The organism is Pseudoclavibacter sp. JSM 162008 (assembly GCF_041366455.1).
Classification (GTDB): Bacteria; Actinomycetota; Actinomycetes; order Actinomycetales; family Microbacteriaceae; genus Pseudoclavibacter.
In genome coordinates this window covers 103394-122350 of record NZ_JBEWYX010000003.1, presented here as the reverse complement: position 1 = coordinate 122350, position 18957 = coordinate 103394, and the positions used below count along the sequence as shown (strand labels likewise).

The following is an 18957-nucleotide window of genomic DNA, read 5'->3' as shown; positions in this document are numbered from 1 at the left end:
CGCGCCAACCTCCCTCTCTGACTCGCGCCGCCCAATAGGATTGCCCATCATGACCATCGCACCCCTCAGTGATCTGGCAGTGCTCCCGGGGCTCAGTCCGGTCCAGATGATCGGCATCCCGCTCGCTCTCATAGGCGCGGTGTTCCTGTCGCTCGGCGCCATGTACCAGCACCGCGGAGTGAGCAAGGTCGAGGCAGCGAGCGGCGCGAGCGGTGCTGCGGGGCTGAACCTGAAGCACCTGCTCGCCCTCCTGAGCCGCCCCTCCTGGGTGATCGGCACGGTCATGCTCGGGCTGGCAGTCGTGATGCAGCTGTCCTCGTTCGTGTTCTCGCCGATCATCGTGGTGCAGCCGCTCGGCGTCGTCTCGCTGCTCCTGACGACACTGCTCACAGCTCGCGCCATCAGGCAACGACTGCCGAACGTGAAGATCTTCGCGGTGGCGCTCTGCATCATCGGCGTCGGCGCCTTCGTCACGGTCGCGGCGCTCTTCGCGAAGGAGCGCGCGATCTCAGACGAGCAGGTCGCCACCGTCCTCGTGCTGCTCGCCGTGGTCGTCGTGGTCTTCGGCACCGCCTTCTTCTTCCTGCGCAAGCGGTTCAAGGCGCTCATCTACGTTCTTGGCGCCGGAGTGATCTACGGCTTCGTCGCAACGCTCGCGAAGATCACCATCAACCGCATCCAGCACGACAACTTCGAATGGCTCACGCTCATCTGCCTCGTCGCGCTGCTCGTCGCCACGGGGGTGGGCGGCTACTTCGTCCAGAACGCCTACGCCTCAGGACCGCCGGACATGGTCATCGCCGGCCTCACCGTCATCGACCCGATCATCGCCGTCGGCATCGCCATCGCCGTGCTCGGCGAGGCGAACGCGGCGCCCTGGTACGCCTTCCTCATGTTCGTCGTCTCGGGCGCCATCGCCGTCACGGGCGTGTTCGTGCTCGAACGCGGGCAGACGGATGCCGAGGTCGAGGCCGTGCGTCGAAATGCCGTCGAAGGTCGTGGCACGCAGGATCCCCAAGGGCACCACCACGACTCTGAGGCCCGAGTCATCGAGCAATAGCAGCGTCCCAGCGTGTGCTGAAGCCCCCTCGCGGAGCGCGGCCAGTAGCATGACGTGAGATTCCGCGAGCGACGACCACACCCTGTCGCGAGCCCCCAGACGAGATCGAGGTCACCACCCCGTGCCGAATGAAGGTCACTCAAGCAGCACCCCCGCCGTCGCAGCTGACGGCGAGCGGCCGCTCAAGATCCTGATCGCGGGGGACACCTTCACGCCCAACGTCAACGGTGCCGCGAAGTTCACCGAGCACCTCGCGTCCGGCATGGCTGCCAGGGGGCACGACGTGCACGTCATGGTGCCAGCCGCCAGCCGCCGCCACGGAACCTGGACCGAGCAGTACGACGGGCAGAACATCACCGCTCACCGCCTCCGCTCGCACCGGTGGTGGGCCCACGACTGGCTGCGCTACGCACCCCCGTGGCGCATCCGCTCCGAGTCGCAGCGGGTCGTCGACGAGGTGCGTCCCGACGTCGTTCACTTCCAGTCGGCGGTCATCATCGGCCGCGGGGTGGCGATCGAGGCGGAGAAACGCGGAATCCGCATCATCGGCACGAACCACCTGATGATCGAGAACCTCGTCGACCACTCCCTGCTGCCGCAGGCTCTGCGTGGCCTCGCGGCCAGGATCTGGTGGAACGACGCTCGCTCGACGCTCGGGCGCGCGACGGCGATCACGACCCCGACGCGGCGTGCCGCCGACTTCCTGGAGGCAAACGGGGGGATCTCCGACGTGCTCGCGATCTCGTGCGGCATCCGGACCTCCGACTACGCGTTCGACTTCTCGGCGCGAGAAGCCAAGCGCATCCTCTTCGTCGGCCGTGTGACGGGCGAGAAGAAGATCGACGTGCTCTTGCGCGCGCTCACTCTGCTGCCCCCTGACGTGCAGATCGACATCGTCGGTGGTGGAGACCAGAAGAAGAATCTTCAGTCGCTCGCCAAGCAGCTCGGTCTCGCCGATCGGGTCACGTTCCACGGCTATCTGAGCGACCAGGAGCTTCGTCGCATGTACACGCGCGCCTCGGTGTTCGCGATGCCGTCGATCGCCGAACTGCAGTCGATCGCGACCATGGAGGCGATGGCCTCCGGCCTGCCGGTTGTCGCAGCCGACGCCATGGCGCTTCCGCACCTCGTTCACGATGGCGAGAACGGCTTCCTCTTCGAGCCGAACAACGAGCATGACCTCGCGGACAAGCTCGCGAAGGTGCTGTCGCTCTCGGACGCCGAGCGTGAGGAGATGGGCCGGACGGGCCTCGACCTCGTTCGTATGCACGACATCGACCGCACGCTCGAGCTCTTCGAGCGCCTCTACCGGGGCGCCTCCGTCAAAGACGTCGCCCGTGACTCGGTGAACGAGCAGGACCACTCGCTCGACTGACCGCTCGGGCGTTCGTCAGTCGACCGGCCCGGCGGGGAGGGTCAGGATGCGTGGCCCGTCTTCGAGGATCGCGATCGTGTGCTCGGAGTGGGCGGTTCGGCATCCCGTCACGCTGCGGAGCGTCCAGCCGTCGTCGTCCGTGACGAGCTCGCCGGTGTCGGCCATGACCCACGGTTCGATGGCGAGCAGCATGCCACGGCGGAGACGCACTCCGCGGCCCGGTCGGCCGTCGTTCGCGACGTGCGGATCCTGATGCATGGTGGAGCCGATGCCGTGTCCACCGAACTCCATGTTGATCTCGTAACCCGCCGACGCGAGCACCGTGCCGATCGCGTGTGAGAGGTCGCCGATTCGAGCACCGGGGCGTGCGACGTCGATGGCAGCCGCGAGGGCTCGCTCCGTGACGGCGATGAGCGCTTCGTCACCGGCGTCCCGCGTCGAGCCGACGATGAAGCTGATCGCGGCGTCAGCCGCTACCCCGTCCTTGACGATGGCCAGGTCGAGGGTCAGGAGGTCCCCGTCAGCGAGCCGGTAGTCGCGAGGCTTGGCGTGCAGCACGGCGTCGTTCACCCCTGTGCAGATGTAGTGGCCGAACGGCCCACGTCCGAAGGATGGCTCGTAGTCGACGTAGCAGGAGGTCGCGCCCGCATCGAGGATCATCGACCTCGCCCACCGGTCGACCTCGAGCAGGTTGGTGCCTACTCGGATCCTCGATCGCAGTTCCTGGAGAATCGACCCGACCAGCTGCCCGGTGACTGCCGCCCGCGCCAGCTCTTCGTCGTTGAGGATCTCGATCATGCGGTGCCTTTCGTAGTCCGACGCGAAAGCGCCCCAATAAGTATCCCGGTAAAGATATACCGGATTAGTATCGGGTCATGGTCAGACTGCCGCTCAGCCCCGAGGAGATCGAGCGCGGGGAGCGTCTCGGCGAGTTCCTACGACGATCTCGGGGGAACAGATCGATGCTGCGCGTGGCACTCGACGCCGGCGTCTCGCCGGAGACGCTTCGCAAGATCGAATCTGGCCGAGTCGCGACGCCGGCGTTCACGACGATCGCCGCTATCGCGGGGGTGCTGTCCGTTTCGCTTGATGAGATCTGGGCGCAGATCAGCACGTCAGACGACCGGGCGGAGTCCGCGACCGGCGCGGGCATCCGCGCCGTGAGCTGACGCCGACTAGCTCGAGCGGGCCTCGCGTGCCTCGAGGGCGGCCTCCAGGCGCTCGACCTTTCCATCGAGCTCGCCCGTGTGCCCGGGCCGGATGTCCGCCTTCAGCACCAGGGAGACTCGGCTGCCGAACTGGCCGACGGCCTCGGTGGCCGCTTTGACGACGGCGAAGACCTCGTCCCACTCGCCCTCGATCGTCGTGAACATCGAGTCAGTGCGGTTGGGGAGCCCGGACTCGCGCACGACCGCGACGGCTGCTGCCACCGCGTTGTGCAGCGAGGCGTCGCCCTCACCCGGTGAAGGGGCGTTGGGGCTCGGAGTTCCGCTGGGGGCGACAGAGAAGGCAACGATCATGCCACCATCGTGCCACGCGGGCGCTCCGACAGGGAGTGCCGAACAGAGGAGAGTAGGGCGGGTGGGACTCGAACCCACGCATCGTCCAGTTATGAGCCGGATGCCTTAACCAGCTTGGCTACCGCCCCAAGCGCTGTCGATTCTAGCCAGAATTCGCTCCCGCGTGCGGCAGGCCGATGGTCGGGGTGTGCGCAGGTCTAGACTGGTGCCCCACAAGCGGGGTCGACGTCGATCCTGCATGCACGAAAAGCAGGGGATGATGAAGCGAGCTGAACAGCGAGCGCAGACGAGGCGGGCGCTTCTCGAAGCCGCCTCGCTCGAGTTCGAGGCAAACGGATACGCCGCGACGGTGCTCAGCGATATCTCTGATCGACTCGGCATGACCAAGGGAACCGTGTACTTCCACTTCCCGACGAAGGCGCTGCTCGCGCAGGCGGTCACGGTGAGCTGGACGGTCATGTGGGATGAGGAGATCGCGGCGTCTCGTGCTCGCGGCCTGTCGCTCGACGAGCTCGAGTCCCTGATGATCCGCATCGCAGAGCGCTTCCAGTCCGATGCGCTCATCCGCGCGACGATCAGGCTCGTCCGTGAGCGGGAGCTCATCGAGGAAGAGCTGCCCCGCCCGTTCGACCGGTGGCTCGAGGTGACGAAGGAGGCCCTCCAGGCGTCGCGTGAGTCCGGTGCGCTCCGGGATGACATCGACGTGGATGCGGCCGCGTGGCAGATCCTGGCGAACCTGGTCGGCATCCAGCTGCTGATCGACGATCTGAACGACGGCAGGAGCATCGTCGACCGCGTCCGCGAAATGTGGGCGGTCCACCGGGTGACGCTCGCGAACCCGGGACGTGGTGCCACGCACGCCTGATCCGCCGGTCGGCCCACTACCAGAGCCGCGCTGTTCCCGCCGCGCCGGGGTGGCTTTTCGGTCAAAGATCAGTCTCAAGTAGGGCATAGGGCAGACGGAACCCGTCCTTTCGGGCGATTCAGAGGAATCACCCCGGCGACAGGATTGAGGAGCGCCAGGTCACCGCTCGGCGTCGTATCGCGTCGAAAGGGCCCTCTGTGTCTGTGCTCACCCGTCTGAGTCTCAAGTATCGAATTCTGATCGGGTTGCTCACCGCGGCGATCGCGGCCGCGGGGATCATCTCGACGGCCCAGCTCAAGCAGGAGCTCATGCCGTCGATGGAGATCCCCCAGGGCTTCGTGACGGCGACACTCGACGGCGCTTCTCCCGATGTGATGGTGTCGGAGGTCACCGAGCCGATCGAGAACGCGTTGCGCGCGGTCTCGGAGGTGCAGTCGGTCACCTCGACGACCTCGGAGGGCTTTGCCCAGATCGTCGTCGCGTGGAGCTTCGACGCGGACAAGACGCAGGTCGAGGCCGAGCTGCGCTCCGCCGTGGAGTCGACGGAGTCCCAGCGTCCTGAGTCATCGACGGCTGAGCTCATGACGTTCTCGCTCGATGCCCTGCCGGTGCTCACGCTCGGTGTGTCGTCGGATGCTGACACGGCCACCTTGTCGAAGACGATGACCGACACCGTGGTGCCTGCCCTCTCGCAGGTCGACGGGGTCCAGAACGTCGAGGTCTCCGGGGCGCGCGAAGAGCGCGTCGAGATCAATCTCCGCCAAGCCGACGTGGATGCTCTCGAGATCGACACGGCGACGATCGAGCCGACGTTGACGGCGGCGGGTCTTGTGCTCCCGGCGGGCGACGTGACGGGCGGCAGCGGCGAGATCTCCGTGCAGGTCGGCTCGCAGCTCGACACGCTCGATGCCATCCGCGCCCTGCCGTTCACCACAGAGGACTCGACGGTCCTGCTCTCGCAGTTCGCGGATGTCGACGTCAAGGAGATCCCCGCGACGTCGATCTCCCGCGTCAACGGTGCGGAGACCCTGACGCTCAGCGTCACCAAGGCCGCCGACGCGAGCACCGTCTCCGTGGCTCACGGGGTGACCGAGAAGCTCGCCGAGCTCACGCCGACGCTTCCGTCCAACGTCATCTTCACGGAGATCGAGAACCAGGCGCCGTACATCGAGCAGTCGATCCACGATCTCTCGGTGGAGGGCGGGTTGGGCCTGATCTTCGCCGTCCTCGTCATCTTCCTGTTCCTCGCCTCGTTCCGTTCGACCATCGTCGCCGCGATCTCCATCCCGATGTCGCTGCTCATCACGATGGTCGGCCTCAACGTGGGTGAGTACTCGCTGAACATCCTGACGCTCGGAGCGCTCACGATCGCCGTGGGTCGCGTGGTCGACGACTCGATCGTCGTGATCGAGAACATCAAGCGAAGGCAGGGGACTGGTCCTCTCACGATCGAGGGCATCGTCGGCTCCGTCGGCCAGGTGGCAGGCGCCATCACGGCGTCGACGCTCGCGACGGTCGCCGTGTTCCTGCCCATCGCGTTCGTCGGGGATATCGTCGGCCAGCTGTTCCAGCCGTTCGCTCTGACGGTCTCGATCGCCCTCGTGGCCTCCCTGGTCGTCGCACTCACCATCGTGCCCGTCTTCGCCTACTGGATGCTCCGTCGCCCGTCGAAGCCCATGAAGCGGGAGCGGTTCATCCGGGCTCGAGCGACGCACGCAGCGTGGACCGAACGGCAGGAGGAGTCTGCCGAGCGCCGCCGGGCACGCCAGGCGGCGAAGCTCGACGCGAAGAACGCGAACCGCGAAACGCGCGGGAAGACGCTCCTGCCGGTCCCCACCACCGTCACCGGTGTGGTCCAGGCGCGAGGCGATGGCGAGGAGGGGTCGCCGTATGACGGCCTGCAGCGCGCCTTCGTCCCGATTCTCGATGCGACGCTGCGCCACCCCCGCCGCACGGTCGCGGCCGCGCTCGCGCTCCTGCTCCTCACCGGTGTCGGGGCGACCGCCCTTCGCAGTGATTTCCTCGGCAGCATGGGCGACGAGACCATCGTGGTCGAGCAGAAGCTCGCACAGGGCACGACCATCGAGCAGAGCCTCGCGGGCGCGGAGAAGCTCGAGGCTGTCATCGCCACGAAGGACAGCGTCGAGACGTTCGTCAGCTCGATCGGGACCGTCGGGGCGAGCGCTTTCGGTGGTGGCGGGGGAGACACCTCGATCACCGTGATCCCTGTCGAGGGGCAGGATGCGGAAACCGTCGCGAACAGCCTCAGAACTGACTTCGGCGGACTGAGCGACGTCGGTGAAGTGACCGTGACGACCGCCGCTTCGTCTGCGCTGGCGAGTGACGTGCAGCTCGCGATCCAAGGCAACGACGCGGACGCCCTCAGCCAAGCCGCGACGCAGCTCGGAGACGCGGTCAAGGATCTGCCTGGCGTGACCGCGGTCACGAACGACCTCAGCACTGGAGGGAACGTCGTCGTCGTCGACGTCGACCGCAGCAAGGCCGCTGGCTTCGGCTACACGCAGGCCACGGTCGGCCAGGCGGTCTCCGCCGCCCTCAACGGAACCCCGCTCGGATCCGTCCGCCTCGAAGGCGTCGACCGGGACATCGTGATCGCTCCGACCCAGGGCGCCGTCGCGCTTGACCAGCTTGCGCTCATGCAGCTTCCGGTGACCGCGGTCCAGCAGCAGCGCGCCATCCAGGATGCGACGGATGCCTTCGCGGACGAGCAGGAGGCGAAGGCCGAAGAGCAGCAGGCTGAGGCGGTCGAGCAGATGCAACAGACGGTCGACGACGCCGTCGAGGCGCGAGACACGGTCTCGTCTCAGCTCGCAGAGCTGCAGACGCAGCTTGCGACCCTGCAGACAGCCCCGCTGACGCCGATGACCCCCGAAGTCGGTTCTGCGATGACGCCGGAGCAGGCAGCGCAGGCCGAGCGCGATGCGCAGATCGCGGCGCTCACCGAGGCGATCGCGCAAGCGGAGTCGGGCATCGAGCAGGCGAACGCCGGTGTCGACGCGGCCGTCAAGGCGCAGGAGGACATGGCGGCCCAAACGCTCGAGGTGGAGGAGACGCAGGCCAGGCAGGAGGGGCTTGCCGACACGAAAGCGACGCCCATCCGCCTCGGCGACATCGCCGCCGTGCGCGAGGAGGCGACGCCGAGTGCGATCACCCGCAACGACGGGGCGCGTCAGGTGACGGTCTCGATCACGCCAGCCGAGGGGCAGCTGGGAACCGTCACGCAGTCCGTGTATGCGGCGACCGACGGCCTCGCATTGCCGGCAGGCGTCACGTTCGTGGTCGGCGGCGCATCGGCTGACCAGAGCGAGTCGTTCGAGCAGCTCGGCATGGCGATGCTGCTTGCGATCGTCCTCGTGTTCCTCATCATGGTGGCGACGTTCCGAAGCCTCATGCAGCCGCTGATCCTGCTCGTCTCGGTGCCGTTCGCGGCCACGGGAGCTGTCGCGCTCCTGCTGCTCACGGACACGCCGCTGGGGCTCCCGTCGCTCATCGGCCTGCTGATGCTGATCGGCATCGTGGTGACCAACGCGATCGTGCTGATCGACCTCATCAACCACATCAGGGAGCGCGGAGCGAGCGTGCATGACGCGATCGTGCACGGCACCAGGCTTCGCCTCAGGCCGATCCTCATGACGGCCGCCGCGACGATCTTCGCGCTCATCCCGATGTCGCTGGGGCTCACCGGTGGCGGGGTCTTCATCTCGAAGCCGCTCGCCATCGTCGTCATCGGCGGTCTGATCAGCTCCACGTTGCTGACGCTGGTGCTCGTCCCCGTGCTCTACTCGAGCGTGGAGCGGCGCGCCGATCGCCGAGCCGCGAAGCGGGCGGCGCGAGCGGACCGGAAGGCCGAGGCCGCGGCGCGGAAGAAGGAGCTGGGCGCCGCCCCCGCGGCCAGCTGAGTGGGGCGGCGCCGCGCGAGAGCGCGGCGCCGTCATCCCATCGTGCCCGCGACGTTTCGCGACGCAATTCGGCACGCGCCGAGGATCAGGGGAGAATAGGCGGATGCATCCGATCGCCGCCCGTGCTCAGCTCTCGACCGCCCACCGCATCGTGGTCAAGATCGGGTCCTCATCGCTGACCGGCGCCGACGGACACCTCAACCTCGATGCGCTCCGCAAGCTGGTGGAGGTGATCGCCGACCGTCACGAGAGCGGCCTGCAGACCCTGCTCGTGACCTCTGGCGCAGTTGCCGCGGGTATCGGCCCACTCGGGCTGCCCTCGAGACCGCGTGACGTCGCGACGGCTCAGGCGGCCGCATCCGTTGGACAGGGGATGCTCGTGGCCAGGTACGCGGAGGCCTTCGCCGACCGGGCGATCACGGTTGGGCAGATCCTGCTCACCGCAGAGGACACGGTGCGCCGAACGCGCTACAAGAACGCGCAGCGGTCGCTCGAGCGGCTCTTCCGACTCGGCGTCGTCCCTATCGTGAACGAGAACGATGCCGTCGTGACCGATGAGCTGCGCTTCGGCGACAACGACCGTCTCGCGGCGCTGGTCGCGCAGCTCGTCGGCGCCGACGCGCTCGTGCTGCTCACCGACGTCGACGGCCTCTACGACGGACCGCCCACGAGGGAGGGCACACGGCGCATCTCGGAGGTGCTCGGCCCGAGCGACCTCGAGGGCATCGAGGTGTCCGGGAGGGGAAGCGACGTCGGAACGGGCGGCATGCTCACGAAGCTCGAGTCGGTGTCGATCGCCACGGGGTCGGGCATCCCCGTCGTCCTGACGAAGGCGGACAACGCACGCCCGGCGATCGCGGGGGAGCGCGTCGGGACCTGGTTCGCGCCCACTGGGAAGCGCGCGTCGCGGAAACGCCTGTGGATCGCGCACGCGGCACGCGTGCAGGGGAAGATCGTCCTCGACGACGGTGCCGTGGATGCCGTCCTCGGCGGCCGCGCCTCCCTCCTCGCGGCAGGCATCGTCGGCGTCGAAGGCGAGTTCGTCGCGGGTGACCCCGTCGAGCTCGTCTCCAGGAGCGGTTCCGTGATCGCCCGCGGCCTCACCGGCTTCGATGCCGTCGAGATCCCGGACATGCTCGGGCAGTCCTCGAGCGCGCTCCGCGCATCGCTGGGCTCAGGGTACGACCGCGAGGTCATCCACCGTGACGACCTCGTGCTCGTGCGCCCGAAGGGGCTCCGCGTCAGCTGAGTCGGGCGCAGCGGGCTGAGGCGCTCCCGCGCCGCATAGAATGCACTGTCATGACGATCTTGCAGGGTGAGCGCGCGGAAACGGCCGACCAGGGTGATGCGGACGAGGCGGCGACAGCCGCGATCGTCGAGCTCGCCGGACGCGCACGAGCATCGTCCCGGGTCCTGGCACGGGCGACGCGCGCGCAGAAGGACGGTGCACTCCTCGCGCTCGCCGACGCGCTCGTGGCCGCCAGTCCGGAGATCCTCGCCGGCAATGCCCTCGACCTCGAGCGAGGGCGTGCCTCCGGTATGTCCGGGGGACTTCTCGACCGGCTCGCGCTCGACGACGCACGCATCCGCGCGATCGCAGACTCGCTCCGCGAGGTCGCGGCGCTTCCTGACCCGGTTGGGGCAGTCGTCCGTGGGTCGACACTCGCGAACGGCCTCCGGCTGCGTCAGCTGCGCGTGCCCATGGGCGTCATCGGCGTCATCTACGAGGCACGTCCGAACGTGACCGTCGATGTCGCGGGCCTCGCCTTGAAGAGCGGCAACGCGGTGATGCTGCGTGGCGGATCTGCGGCCGAGTCCTCGAACGAAGCCATCATCGGCACGATGCGCGCGGCACTCGAGGACTACGGGCTGCCCGCCGACCTGGTGCAGCCCATCGACGAGTACGGGCGAGCCGGAGCGCGCGCGCTCATGCGCGCCCGCGGCCATGTCGACCTCGTCGTCCCGCGCGGCGGGGCTGGGCTCATCCAGACCGTGGTCCGCGAGTCCCGTGTCCCCGTCATCGAGACAGGGGTCGGCAACTGCCACGTCTTCGTCGACAGCTCGGCCGAGCTCGACATGGCCCTCGACATCATCATCAACTCCAAGACGCATCGGGTCGGGGTCTGCAACGCGGCCGAGACACTCCTCGTGCACGCAGATGCCGCCGCCGCTTTCCTTCCTGGCGCGCTCTCCGAGCTGAACCAGCGCGGGGTTCGTCTGCACGGCGACGAGCGCACGCGGTCGGCGGCCCCGGGCGGCATCGAAGTCCACGAGGCGACGCACGAGGACTGGGCGACTGAGTACCTCGACTACGAGATCGCAGTGCGAGTCGTCGACGACTTCGACCAGGCCCTCGAGCACATCCGCGAGTTCAGCACGGGTCACACGGAGGCGATCGTCACGAGCTCGCTGCAGGCGGCAGAGCGGTTCACCGCCGAGGTGGATGCGGCCGCTGTGATCGTCAACGCGTCGACTCGCTTCACCGATGGCGGCCAGTTCGGTCTGGGCGCAGAACTGGGCATCTCGACGCAGAAGCTGCACGCACGTGGGCCCATGGGGCTCGAGGAGCTCACGACGACGAAGTGGGTCGTCACGGGCGACGGTCAGATCCGCTCCTGACCACCGCCGAGAGCGGGCGCCCAGAAGATCAGACCAGGTGATGACGCGCTCGGTCAGGTGCGCCACGTAGCCTTCTGGAAGTCGAGGAAGGGACGATCATGACCAGCACCCCACTGCCCATCGAGAACCAGCAACAGAATCTCGACCGAGTGTTCCTCGGCGAACTCGAGGTGTCTCGCGATCGCATCGCCGGTCCCTACGGCTCGCTGCCGACCGCGGGCTCAACGGTCTTCGTCACGAACATGTCGCGAGTCGAGCGGGCGATCCCCACGTGGGCGATCATCGTCGCCATCGCGGGCTTCTTCGTCCTGACGATCTTCAGCCTGCTCTTCCTGCTCGTCAAAGAGGACAGGGTCGTCGGCGGCTACGAGGTGCGCATCTCGAATCCCACCGGCACGCTGACGAGCTTCGTGCCGGTCGATGCGCGGTCTGCCGCGTGGATCTGGCAGGACCTCCAGGGGCGCGCAGCCGCCGCACGGGAGATCATCGCGTCGGTCACTTCTTCCGTTCACTGACGTTCACTCGCGCGACGCTGCGATCGCGCGTTGTGGGGCTACGCTGTACCGCGTGAAGGCCTACGACTCGCTGCCCGTATCCACTGTCCTCCCCGATGAGCTCGCCGCTCTGCGGCTACTTGCGAAGAACCTCCGCTGGTCTTGGCGCCCGAGCGCCGAGCGACTGTTCGCGGGCATCGGCGAGCGGTTGTGGCGCGAGTGCGGTAGCAATCCGGTCGTGATGCTGCGCTCACTTTCAGCGTCGCGGGTCGCCGAGCTCGCCGCTGACGACGCGTTCCTCGCCCGTCTCGGACAGGAGGCCGAGAACCTGGCCGCCTACCTCAAGAGCGACCGCTGGTTCCACGAGCGCACGCGCGCGAGCGAAGACGAGGCCACGAGCGTCGCCTACTTCTCCATGGAGTTCGGCATCACCGAATCGCTGCCCGTCTACTCCGGGGGCCTTGGCGTGCTCGCCGGCGACCACCTCAAGAGTGCGAGCGATCTCGGTGCGCCCGTCATCGGCATCGGACTCCTCTACACCTACGGGTACTTCTCGCAGACGCTCTCCCGGGAAGGCTGGCAGCAGGAGGCGTACACGGAGCATCCTCCGACGGATCTCGCGGTCGATCCCGTGCTTGACGCCGAGGGGCAGCAGGTACATGTAGCGCTCGGCTTCCCCGACGGGAGATCCCTCGACATCGCCGTCTGGGAGGCGCAGGTCGGGAGCGTGCCTCTGCTGCTGCTCGACACGAACCTGCCGACGAACCCCGAGGACTTCCGCGCGATCACCGACCGTCTCTACGGTGGTGACGCGGAGCACCGCATCCGCCAGGAGATCGTGCTGGGCGTCGGTGGTGTTCGCGCTGTTCAGGCCTACGCGGAACTTCGCGGGCGTCGGCAGCCGACGGTCTTCCACCTCAACGAGGGCCACGCCGGCTTCTCAGGGATCGAGCGGATCGGGCAGCTCATGGCTGACGGCGAGACGTTCGAAACGGCCCTGGCGATCGTCCGCTCGAGCACCGTCTTCACGACCCACACGCCGGTTCCCGCAGGCATCGACCGATTCGATGCGCACCTCGTCCAGCGCTACCTGGGCTCGTCGGGCGGCCACACCCTTGTGCCAGAGGTCCCCGCTGCCCGCATCATGGACCTGGGAGCGGAAGACGATCCAGGTCGCTTCAACATGGCGCACCTCGGCCTCCGGCTCGCCCAGTACGCCAACGGCGTCGCCAAGCTCCACGGCGTCGTCTCACGTGACATGTTCGCGAAGCTCTACCCGGGTGTGGAACCCGAGGAGGTGCCGATCGGGTCCATCACCAACGGCGTGCACATCCCGAGCTGGACCCGACCGGCGATGATGCCAGTCATCGAGGCGATGAACGGCGGTCGGGACCTGGCCACCTCCAACACCTGGGACAACCCCGGCGCTGTCAGCGCTGAAGAGCTGTGGCGCATCCGCGGCGAGCTGCGTGCCGAGCTGGTGGGTCGCGCGCGCGACTCCGTGCGCGCGTCGTGGAAGGCACGCGGTGCGCAGGATGCGGAGCTCGGCTGGGTCAGGGACGTCCTCGATCCCAGCCGGCTCACCGTCGGCTTCGCGCGCCGGGTCTCGACCTACAAGCGCCTGACGCTGATGCTCCAGGACCGGGAACGGCTGGCGCGAATCCTGAACAATCCCGAGCGGCCCGTGCAGTTCGTGATCGCCGGCAAAGCGCATCCAGCCGATATGGGCGGCAAGCAGCTCCTGCAGCAGCTCGTCGCGTTCGCGGACGAGGCGGGTGTGCGGGATCGCATCGTGTTCCTGCCCGACTACAACGTCACGATCGCCAGGCACCTCGTAGCCGGGAGCGACGTCTGGCTCAACAATCCCGTGCGTCCACAGGAAGCCTCGGGGACGTCGGGGATGAAAGCCGTCATGAACGGCTGCCTGACCTTCTCGATCTCAGACGGCTGGTGGGACGAGATGGCGGATGACAGCGACGGCTGGACCATCCCGGACACGAGCGGTGTCGACGAGCACACCCGGGACGCGCTCGAGGCCGGGGCCCTCTACGACATCCTCGAGCATGAGATCGCCCCGCTCTTCTACGATCGTGACGAGCGCGGCCTGCCCGTCGAATGGGTCGAGAAGGTGCGCCGCTCGATTGCGATCGTCGGGCCGAAAGTCGCCGCCGAACGCATGGTCCGCGACTACGTGAACGACTTGTACCTCCCAGCGGGGCGTTCGGCGCGGATCGCCGCTGATCGGGTGGAGACCCGTGCATTCGCCAGCTGGCTGGGTGAGGTGCGCGCTGCCTGGCCCAGTGTTCGGGTCGAGTCCGTGGGAGCAGTGGACCCGGCTCCGAGGACCGGGGAGAGCCTCCGCCTGTCCGCTCGTGTTGAGCTCGGGCAGCTCACCACGGACGACGTGCTGGTCGAGGCGATCGTCGGGACGCCTGGCGAGCACGGGGAGCTGCAGGGGGCTCGCATCGTGGAGATGCGCCCCGCCAGTGTGCGGCCGTCGGAGTTCCTGGCCGATGTGCCGCTGGACGCTCCGGGTCACCTCGGCTACACGGTTCGAGTGCAGCCCAAGCACGCCTACCTGCAGGCGCCGGCCGAGCTCGGCCTGGTCCGCTACCCGGCCTAGCGGCGAACTTCCGGGCGGCGGCGTCGAATGTAATGACAGGCTTGTCATTCGGCGTCGCCGTCGGGCATAATTCAAGAGACGACAGAAATGTCGACGTCTGGTAAGCGATGCAGTTCGCATCCATTCATCACGTGATCGTTGGGGAAGACGTATCACCAAACGAATGGAGGAGAACTCATGGTTGCACCAAACGCAGGAGGGGTGCTCTACGTGCACTCCTCTCCTAAGGCGCTTTGCCAGCACGTCGAATGGGGTGTCGGTCGCGCCCTCGGGTACGCCGTCAACCTTCCTTGGATCGACCAGCCGGTCATTCCGGGGCAGTTGCGTGCGGAGTTCACCTGGGAAGGCGAGCCCGGCGCGGGGGCGGCGATTGCGTCGCATCTGCGCGGGTGGGCTCACCTTCGCTTCGAAGTCACCGAGGACGCGCGTCCTGGCGTCGATGGCGGCCGTTGGATGCACACGCCTGAGCTTGGTATCTACTATGCCCAGACGGATGCCTCTGGCGGCGTCGTGGTTCCGGAAGAACGCGTTCGGTACGCGATGGAGATTGCGGGCGGCAATGCCTCTGAGCTCCACCGTGAGCTGCGCCTCGCGCTTGGGCAGGCTTGGGACGACGAGTTGGAGCCTTTCCGCATCGCCGGAGACGAGAGTCCCGTCGTTTGGATGCACCACCGCGTCGGCTAGGTCAGCCACGCCGTAGGCCCGCCGTGAGGTGAGTCTGCAGCTGTTCTCGATACTCCAAGGACTGTGGCCCCTCAGGTTTCCACCTGAGGGGCCACAGTTCTGTCTGCGCGCAGCGAACCGCGTGCAGGTCTTGCCTAGATGCCGCGGAACGCGACGACGGCGTTGTGCCCGCCGAAGCCGAACGACGTCGAGATCGCGACCTTGCCGGACGCCTCGAACGGGCGCGGTTCGGTCACCACGTCGAGGTGGATGGCAGGGTCCTGCTCGTTGAGGTTGATCGTCGGGGGCAGCGTGCCCTCGGAGAGCGCGAGCACCGTGAACATCGCCTCGATGGCGCCGGCCCCACCGAGGAGATGGCCAGTGGATGCCTTCGTCGCCGAGACGGGGATCGACGCGAGGTGGTCCCCGAAGACGGACTTGAGGGCCGTGAACTCGGCGATGTCCCCGACGGGTGTCGAGGTCGCGTGGGCGTTGATGTGGGTGACGTCCTCGACTGAGACCCCGGCTTGCTCGAGTGCAGCCCTGATGGCGCGGGCAGCCCCCGTACCTTCTGGGTCCGGCGCGGTGATGTGGTGCGCGTCTGCGGTCACTCCGCCACCGATCAGCTCGGCGTAGATGCGTGCGCCACGGGCGAGCGCGTGCTCTTCCGTCTCAAGCACGAGCGCCGCGGCACCTTCGCCGAGCACGAAGCCGTCGCGGCTCACGTCGTAGGGGCGTGACGCGTGAGACGGGTCGTCGTTGCGCTTGGAGAGCGCCTGCATGGCCGCGAAGGAGGCGACGGGCAGGGGGTGGATGGCCGCTTCCGATCCGCCGGCGACCACGACGTCTGCGAGGCCCTGCTGGAGGTGCTCGTAGGCGTCGGCGATTGCCTCTGTGCTCGAAGCGCACGCGGAGACGACGGTGCGGACGCCGGCGCGGGCCTGGATGTCCATGCCGATCGCGGCTCCGGGGCCGTTCGGCATGAGCATGGGAACCGTCAGCGGCATGACGCGGCGCGGCCCCTTCTCGCGGAGCGTGTCCCAGGCGTCGAGCAGGGTCCATACGCCGCCGATGCCGGTGGCCCAGTCGACGAGGAGTCGCTCGGCGGGGATGTCGCCAACCGTGAGCCCGGCGTCGGCGAAGGCTTCACGGCCAGCGATAAGCGCGAACTGGCTTGAGGGGTCGAGGCGCTTCGCCTCGTGGCGGGGGAGCACCTCGCTTGCCGGGACCTTGGCGGTCGCGGCGAATTCGATGGGGATCTCGTACTTCGCGACCCATTCGGCCTCGAGCGTCCGGGCTCCGGACTCACCGGCGAGGAGTGCTTCCCAGGTGCTGCGGGCGTCTCCGCCGAGCGGGGAAGTCGCTCCGATTCCGGTGACGACGATTTTCTTGGTCATGACAATTGCTCCTGAATGAACTGGGGCGAAGGTGAAACAGTCACCAAGAGTGGGCGGCAGATGCCGCCCACTCGAAGTGGAGGACCGTCCTTAGGACGCTGCGACGATGAAGTTGACGGCGTCGCCCACGGTCTTGAGGTTTGCGACCTCGTCGTCCGGGATCTTGACGTCGAACTTCTCTTCGGCGTTGACGACGATCGTCATCATGGAGATCGAGTCGATGTCGAGGTCGTCGGTGAAAGACTTCTCAACGGTGACCGTGTCAGCCGCGATTCCGGTCTCGTCGTTCACGAGCTCAGCGAGTCCCGCGAGAACTTCGTCGTTGGTAAGTGCCATGGTGTTTCTCCTTGATTGTCAATGACCGAGCCAAGTGTATTGGTCGGCGGCGGTGCGTGGTGGAGGCGTGCGGGGAGTTCTTGGCCGCGTTAGGGGAGCACGACGACCTGGGCGCCGTACACGAGGCCGGCGCCGAAGCCGATCTGCAGTGCGAGGCCGCCCGAGAGCTCGGGGTTCTCTTCGAGCAGCCGGTGCGTTGCGAGCGGCACCGAGGCGGCCGAGGTGTTGCCGGTCGTCGCGATGTCGCGGGCGATGACGACGTGGTCTGGCAGGGCGAGCTGCTTCGCGAACTCGTCGACGATGCGCATGTTCGCCTGGTGAGGGATGAACGCGGCGAGCTGGTCGGGGGTGACGCCCGCCTCTTCGAGTGCGCGTCGCGCGACCTTCGCCATGTCCCAGACCGCCCAGCGGAAGACGCTCGGCCCGTCCTGGCGCAGCGTGGGCCATTCGGAGCCGCCTTGGCGGTACTCCTGCAGGCTCGCGTTCATGGAGACTGCCTCCCAGCGCGAACCGTCGGATCCGAGGATCGACTTGGAGATGCCAGGAGTGTTGCTCGGCCCGATGATCGCCGCTCCGGCGCCGTCACCGAGGAGGAACGAGATGGTGCGGTCGGTGGGGTCGATGAGGTCGGAGAGCTTCTCCGTGCCGACGACGAGGACGTGCTCGGCGACCCCGGTGCGCACGAGCGCGTCGGCCTGGGCGACGGCGTAGCAGTAGCCGGCACATGCGGCGTTGAGGTCGTAGGCTGCCGCGGGCGTCGTGCCGACGAGGTCGGCGAGGCGGGCGGCGAGCGAGGGCGTCTGCATCCCGTTGCTGATCGTCGCGACGATCACGGCACCGATCCTGCTCGGGTCGATGCCGGAACGCTCGATGGCCTCGCGGGAGGCGTCGACGGCGAGGTCGAGTGCGCTGGTGTCCTCGTTTGCCCGGACACGAGTGATGACGCCGGTGCGCTGGCGGATCCACTCGTCTGACGAGTTGATCGGCTCGATGATCTCCGAGTTCGGCACGACGCGCTCACCGCGGGCGGCGCCCATTGCGAGGATGCGCGTGAACTGCGCGCCCGTCGACTGCACGAGGGTGGGTGTTGCTGTGGTCATGCGAGTCCTCTCGAGGATGCTCTTGGCGGGTCAGGCGTCGGCGGCGATGCGCTCGCGCGCGACGTCGAGGTCTGCGGGAGTGGAGAGCGCGAGCGTCGGCGTTCCCCTGAGGGCGCGCTTGGCGAGCCCGCTGAGGGTGCCGGCGGGCGCGAGTTCGATGAGCGAGGTGACGCCGGCGGCCGCGAAGGAGCGCATGCAGGCGTCCCAGCGCACGGGCTGCGCGAGCTGGCGGATGAGGGCTGCGCGGAACTCCACGCCGTCCGTCACGGTCTCGCCGGTCTCGTTGGACCAGATGGTGCGCACTGGATCGCGAACCTCGAAGAGCTCGGCGTCCGCGCCGAGCGCGGAACGAGCCTGTTCCATGTACCGCGTGTGGAACGCGCCGGCGACTTTGAGGGGGATGACGCGCGTCCCGGCGGCTGGTTCGCTGCGGAGCGCGTCGAGGGCCTCCGGGGCGCCTGCGGCGACGATCTGGCCGCCGCCGTTGAAGTTGGCCGGGGTGAGGTCGAGCTCTGCGAGGCGCGCGAGGACGGCATCTTCGTCTCCGCCGAGCACTGCGCTCATGCTGGTCGGCGTCGCGGCCGCATCCTGTGCCATGAGCTGCGAGCGGCGGGCGACGAAGCGCATCGCGGTGTCGGCGTCGAAGATGCCGGCAGCGTAGGCGGCTGTGATCTCGCCGACCGAGTGTCCGGCGACACCGCGGACGGCGGACGCTGCTCCGGGGAGTTCCATGAGCGAGTTCCACGCGAGGATGCCGGCGGCGACGATGAGGGGCTGGGCGATCGCCGTGTCACGGATCGTGTCGGCGTCTGACTCGGTGCCGTGCTTGACGAGGTCGATGCCGGAGGAGGCGGACAGCTGCTCGAGCGTGTCTCGGTTCCTCGCGTCTTCGATCCAGGGGAGCAGGAAGCCTGGAGTCTGAGAACCCTGGCCTGGGCAGGTGACGACAATCATGGATTCCATCATGACAGCACCTGAGTCCTCA

16 protein-coding genes and 1 tRNA gene are annotated in these 18957 nt (G+C 67.7%); 10 read left to right on the top strand and 7 right to left on the bottom strand.

Features of this window, described 5'->3' with window-relative positions; genetic code table 11:
- Positions 1–49 precede the first annotated feature (49 nt).
- Positions 50–1060: a DMT family transporter gene (locus ABVF28_RS03375; RefSeq protein WP_371029487.1), complete on the top strand. Its 1011-nt coding sequence runs from the start codon at positions 50–52 to the stop codon at positions 1058–1060.
- 121 nt (positions 1061–1181) lie between these two features.
- Positions 1182–2435, top strand: a complete 1254-nt coding sequence (locus tag ABVF28_RS03370) for a glycosyltransferase (protein ID WP_371029486.1) — start codon at positions 1182–1184, stop codon at positions 2433–2435.
- Positions 2436–2450: 15 nt separating this feature from the next.
- Here the strand turns inward: ABVF28_RS03370 and map are convergent, their stop codons facing one another.
- Positions 2451–3233, bottom strand: a complete 783-nt coding sequence (gene map, locus ABVF28_RS03365) for a type I methionyl aminopeptidase (RefSeq protein WP_371029485.1) — start codon at positions 3231–3233, stop codon at positions 2451–2453.
- Between the two features lie 77 nt (positions 3234–3310).
- Between map and ABVF28_RS03360 the strand changes: the two genes are divergently transcribed.
- Complete coding sequence (locus ABVF28_RS03360) at positions 3311–3604, top strand: helix-turn-helix domain-containing protein (RefSeq protein ID WP_371029483.1); 294 nt, start codon at positions 3311–3313, stop codon at positions 3602–3604.
- Positions 3605–3610: 6 nt separating this feature from the next.
- Here the strand turns inward: ABVF28_RS03360 and ABVF28_RS03355 are convergent, their stop codons facing one another.
- Positions 3611–3955 (bottom strand): thiamine-binding protein, encoded by a 345-nt coding sequence (locus ABVF28_RS03355; protein ID WP_104312080.1) that lies wholly within the window; start codon positions 3953–3955, stop codon positions 3611–3613.
- Between the two features lie 53 nt (positions 3956–4008).
- Positions 4009–4083 (bottom strand) — tRNA-Ile (locus ABVF28_RS03350).
- Positions 4084–4214: 131 nt separating this feature from the next.
- Here ABVF28_RS03350 and ABVF28_RS03345 point away from each other — a divergent pair.
- The 7 genes from ABVF28_RS03345 to ABVF28_RS03315 all read left to right on the top strand — a co-directional run bounded on the left by ABVF28_RS03345 (position 4215) and on the right by ABVF28_RS03315 (position 15160).
- Positions 4215–4820: a TetR family transcriptional regulator gene (locus tag ABVF28_RS03345; protein WP_371029482.1), complete on the top strand. Its 606-nt coding sequence runs from the start codon at positions 4215–4217 to the stop codon at positions 4818–4820.
- A 197-nt stretch (positions 4821–5017) separates the two neighbouring features.
- Positions 5018–8740 carry an efflux RND transporter permease subunit gene (locus ABVF28_RS03340; RefSeq protein ID WP_371029481.1) on the top strand — a complete coding sequence of 1241 codons (3723 nt, stop codon included), beginning with the start codon at positions 5018–5020 and terminating at the stop codon, positions 8738–8740.
- A gap of 103 nt (positions 8741–8843) precedes the next feature.
- Positions 8844–9989, top strand: coding sequence for a glutamate 5-kinase (proB, locus tag ABVF28_RS03335; protein ID WP_371029480.1), 1146 nt, complete (start codon positions 8844–8846; stop codon positions 9987–9989).
- 50 nt (positions 9990–10039) lie between these two features.
- A complete protein-coding gene (locus tag ABVF28_RS03330; protein WP_371029479.1) occupies positions 10040–11359 on the top strand; it encodes a glutamate-5-semialdehyde dehydrogenase in 1320 nt (439 codons plus the stop codon).
- Between the two features lie 98 nt (positions 11360–11457).
- Entirely contained in the window at positions 11458–11874 is a 417-nt protein-coding gene (locus ABVF28_RS03325) for a hypothetical protein (RefSeq protein ID WP_104312075.1), read from the top strand.
- Between the two features lie 52 nt (positions 11875–11926).
- On the top strand, positions 11927–14476 hold the full coding sequence (glgP, locus tag ABVF28_RS03320) for an alpha-glucan family phosphorylase (protein WP_371029478.1): 2550 nt from the start codon (positions 11927–11929) through the stop codon (positions 14474–14476).
- Positions 14477–14653: 177 nt separating this feature from the next.
- A complete protein-coding gene (locus ABVF28_RS03315) occupies positions 14654–15160 on the top strand; it encodes a DUF3145 domain-containing protein (protein WP_104253399.1) in 507 nt (168 codons plus the stop codon).
- 134 nt (positions 15161–15294) lie between these two features.
- Here ABVF28_RS03315 and fabF read toward each other — a convergent pair whose 3' ends face one another.
- From fabF to ABVF28_RS03295, 4 genes are all read right to left on the bottom strand, one after another.
- Positions 15295–16536, bottom strand: a complete 1242-nt coding sequence (gene fabF, locus ABVF28_RS03310; RefSeq protein ID WP_211890375.1) for a beta-ketoacyl-ACP synthase II — start codon at positions 16534–16536, stop codon at positions 15295–15297.
- 90 nt (positions 16537–16626) lie between these two features.
- Positions 16627–16872: an acyl carrier protein gene (locus ABVF28_RS03305; RefSeq protein WP_068479114.1), complete on the bottom strand. Its 246-nt coding sequence runs from the start codon at positions 16870–16872 to the stop codon at positions 16627–16629.
- A gap of 89 nt (positions 16873–16961) precedes the next feature.
- Entirely contained in the window at positions 16962–17972 is a 1011-nt protein-coding gene (locus tag ABVF28_RS03300) for a beta-ketoacyl-ACP synthase III (RefSeq protein WP_371029477.1), read from the bottom strand.
- Positions 17973–18002: 30 nt separating this feature from the next.
- Positions 18003–18926, bottom strand: a complete 924-nt coding sequence (locus ABVF28_RS03295; protein WP_371029476.1) for an ACP S-malonyltransferase — start codon at positions 18924–18926, stop codon at positions 18003–18005.
- Positions 18927–18957: the final 31 nt, after the last annotated feature.

Bases quoted from the DNA above. Each gene is read 5' to 3' on its own strand.
- fabF (WP_211890375.1), bottom strand. From the start codon at position 16,536: ATGACCAAGAAAATCGTCGTCACCGGAATCGGAGCGACTTCCCCGCTC.
- ABVF28_RS03315 (WP_104253399.1), top strand. From the start codon at position 14,654: ATGGTTGCACCAAACGCAGGAGGGGTGCTCTACGTGCACTCCTCTCCT.
- ABVF28_RS03305 (WP_068479114.1), bottom strand. From the start codon at position 16,872: ATGGCACTTACCAACGACGAAGTTCTCGCGGGACTCGCTGAGCTCGTG.
- proB (WP_371029480.1), top strand. From the start codon at position 8,844: ATGCATCCGATCGCCGCCCGTGCTCAGCTCTCGACCGCCCACCGCATC.
- ABVF28_RS03300 (WP_371029477.1), bottom strand. From the start codon at position 17,972: ATGACCACAGCAACACCCACCCTCGTGCAGTCGACGGGCGCGCAGTTC.
- ABVF28_RS03375 (WP_371029487.1), top strand. From the start codon at position 50: ATGACCATCGCACCCCTCAGTGATCTGGCAGTGCTCCCGGGGCTCAGT.
- map (WP_371029485.1), bottom strand. From the start codon at position 3,233: ATGATCGAGATCCTCAACGACGAAGAGCTGGCGCGGGCGGCAGTCACC.
- ABVF28_RS03325 (WP_104312075.1), top strand. From the start codon at position 11,458: ATGACCAGCACCCCACTGCCCATCGAGAACCAGCAACAGAATCTCGAC.
- ABVF28_RS03345 (WP_371029482.1), top strand. From the start codon at position 4,215: ATGAAGCGAGCTGAACAGCGAGCGCAGACGAGGCGGGCGCTTCTCGAA.
- ABVF28_RS03295 (WP_371029476.1), bottom strand. From the start codon at position 18,926: ATGATTGTCGTCACCTGCCCAGGCCAGGGTTCTCAGACTCCAGGCTTC.
- ABVF28_RS03330 (WP_371029479.1), top strand. From the start codon at position 10,040: ATGACGATCTTGCAGGGTGAGCGCGCGGAAACGGCCGACCAGGGTGAT.
- ABVF28_RS03360 (WP_371029483.1), top strand. From the start codon at position 3,311: ATGGTCAGACTGCCGCTCAGCCCCGAGGAGATCGAGCGCGGGGAGCGT.
- ABVF28_RS03355 (WP_104312080.1), bottom strand. From the start codon at position 3,955: ATGATCGTTGCCTTCTCTGTCGCCCCCAGCGGAACTCCGAGCCCCAAC.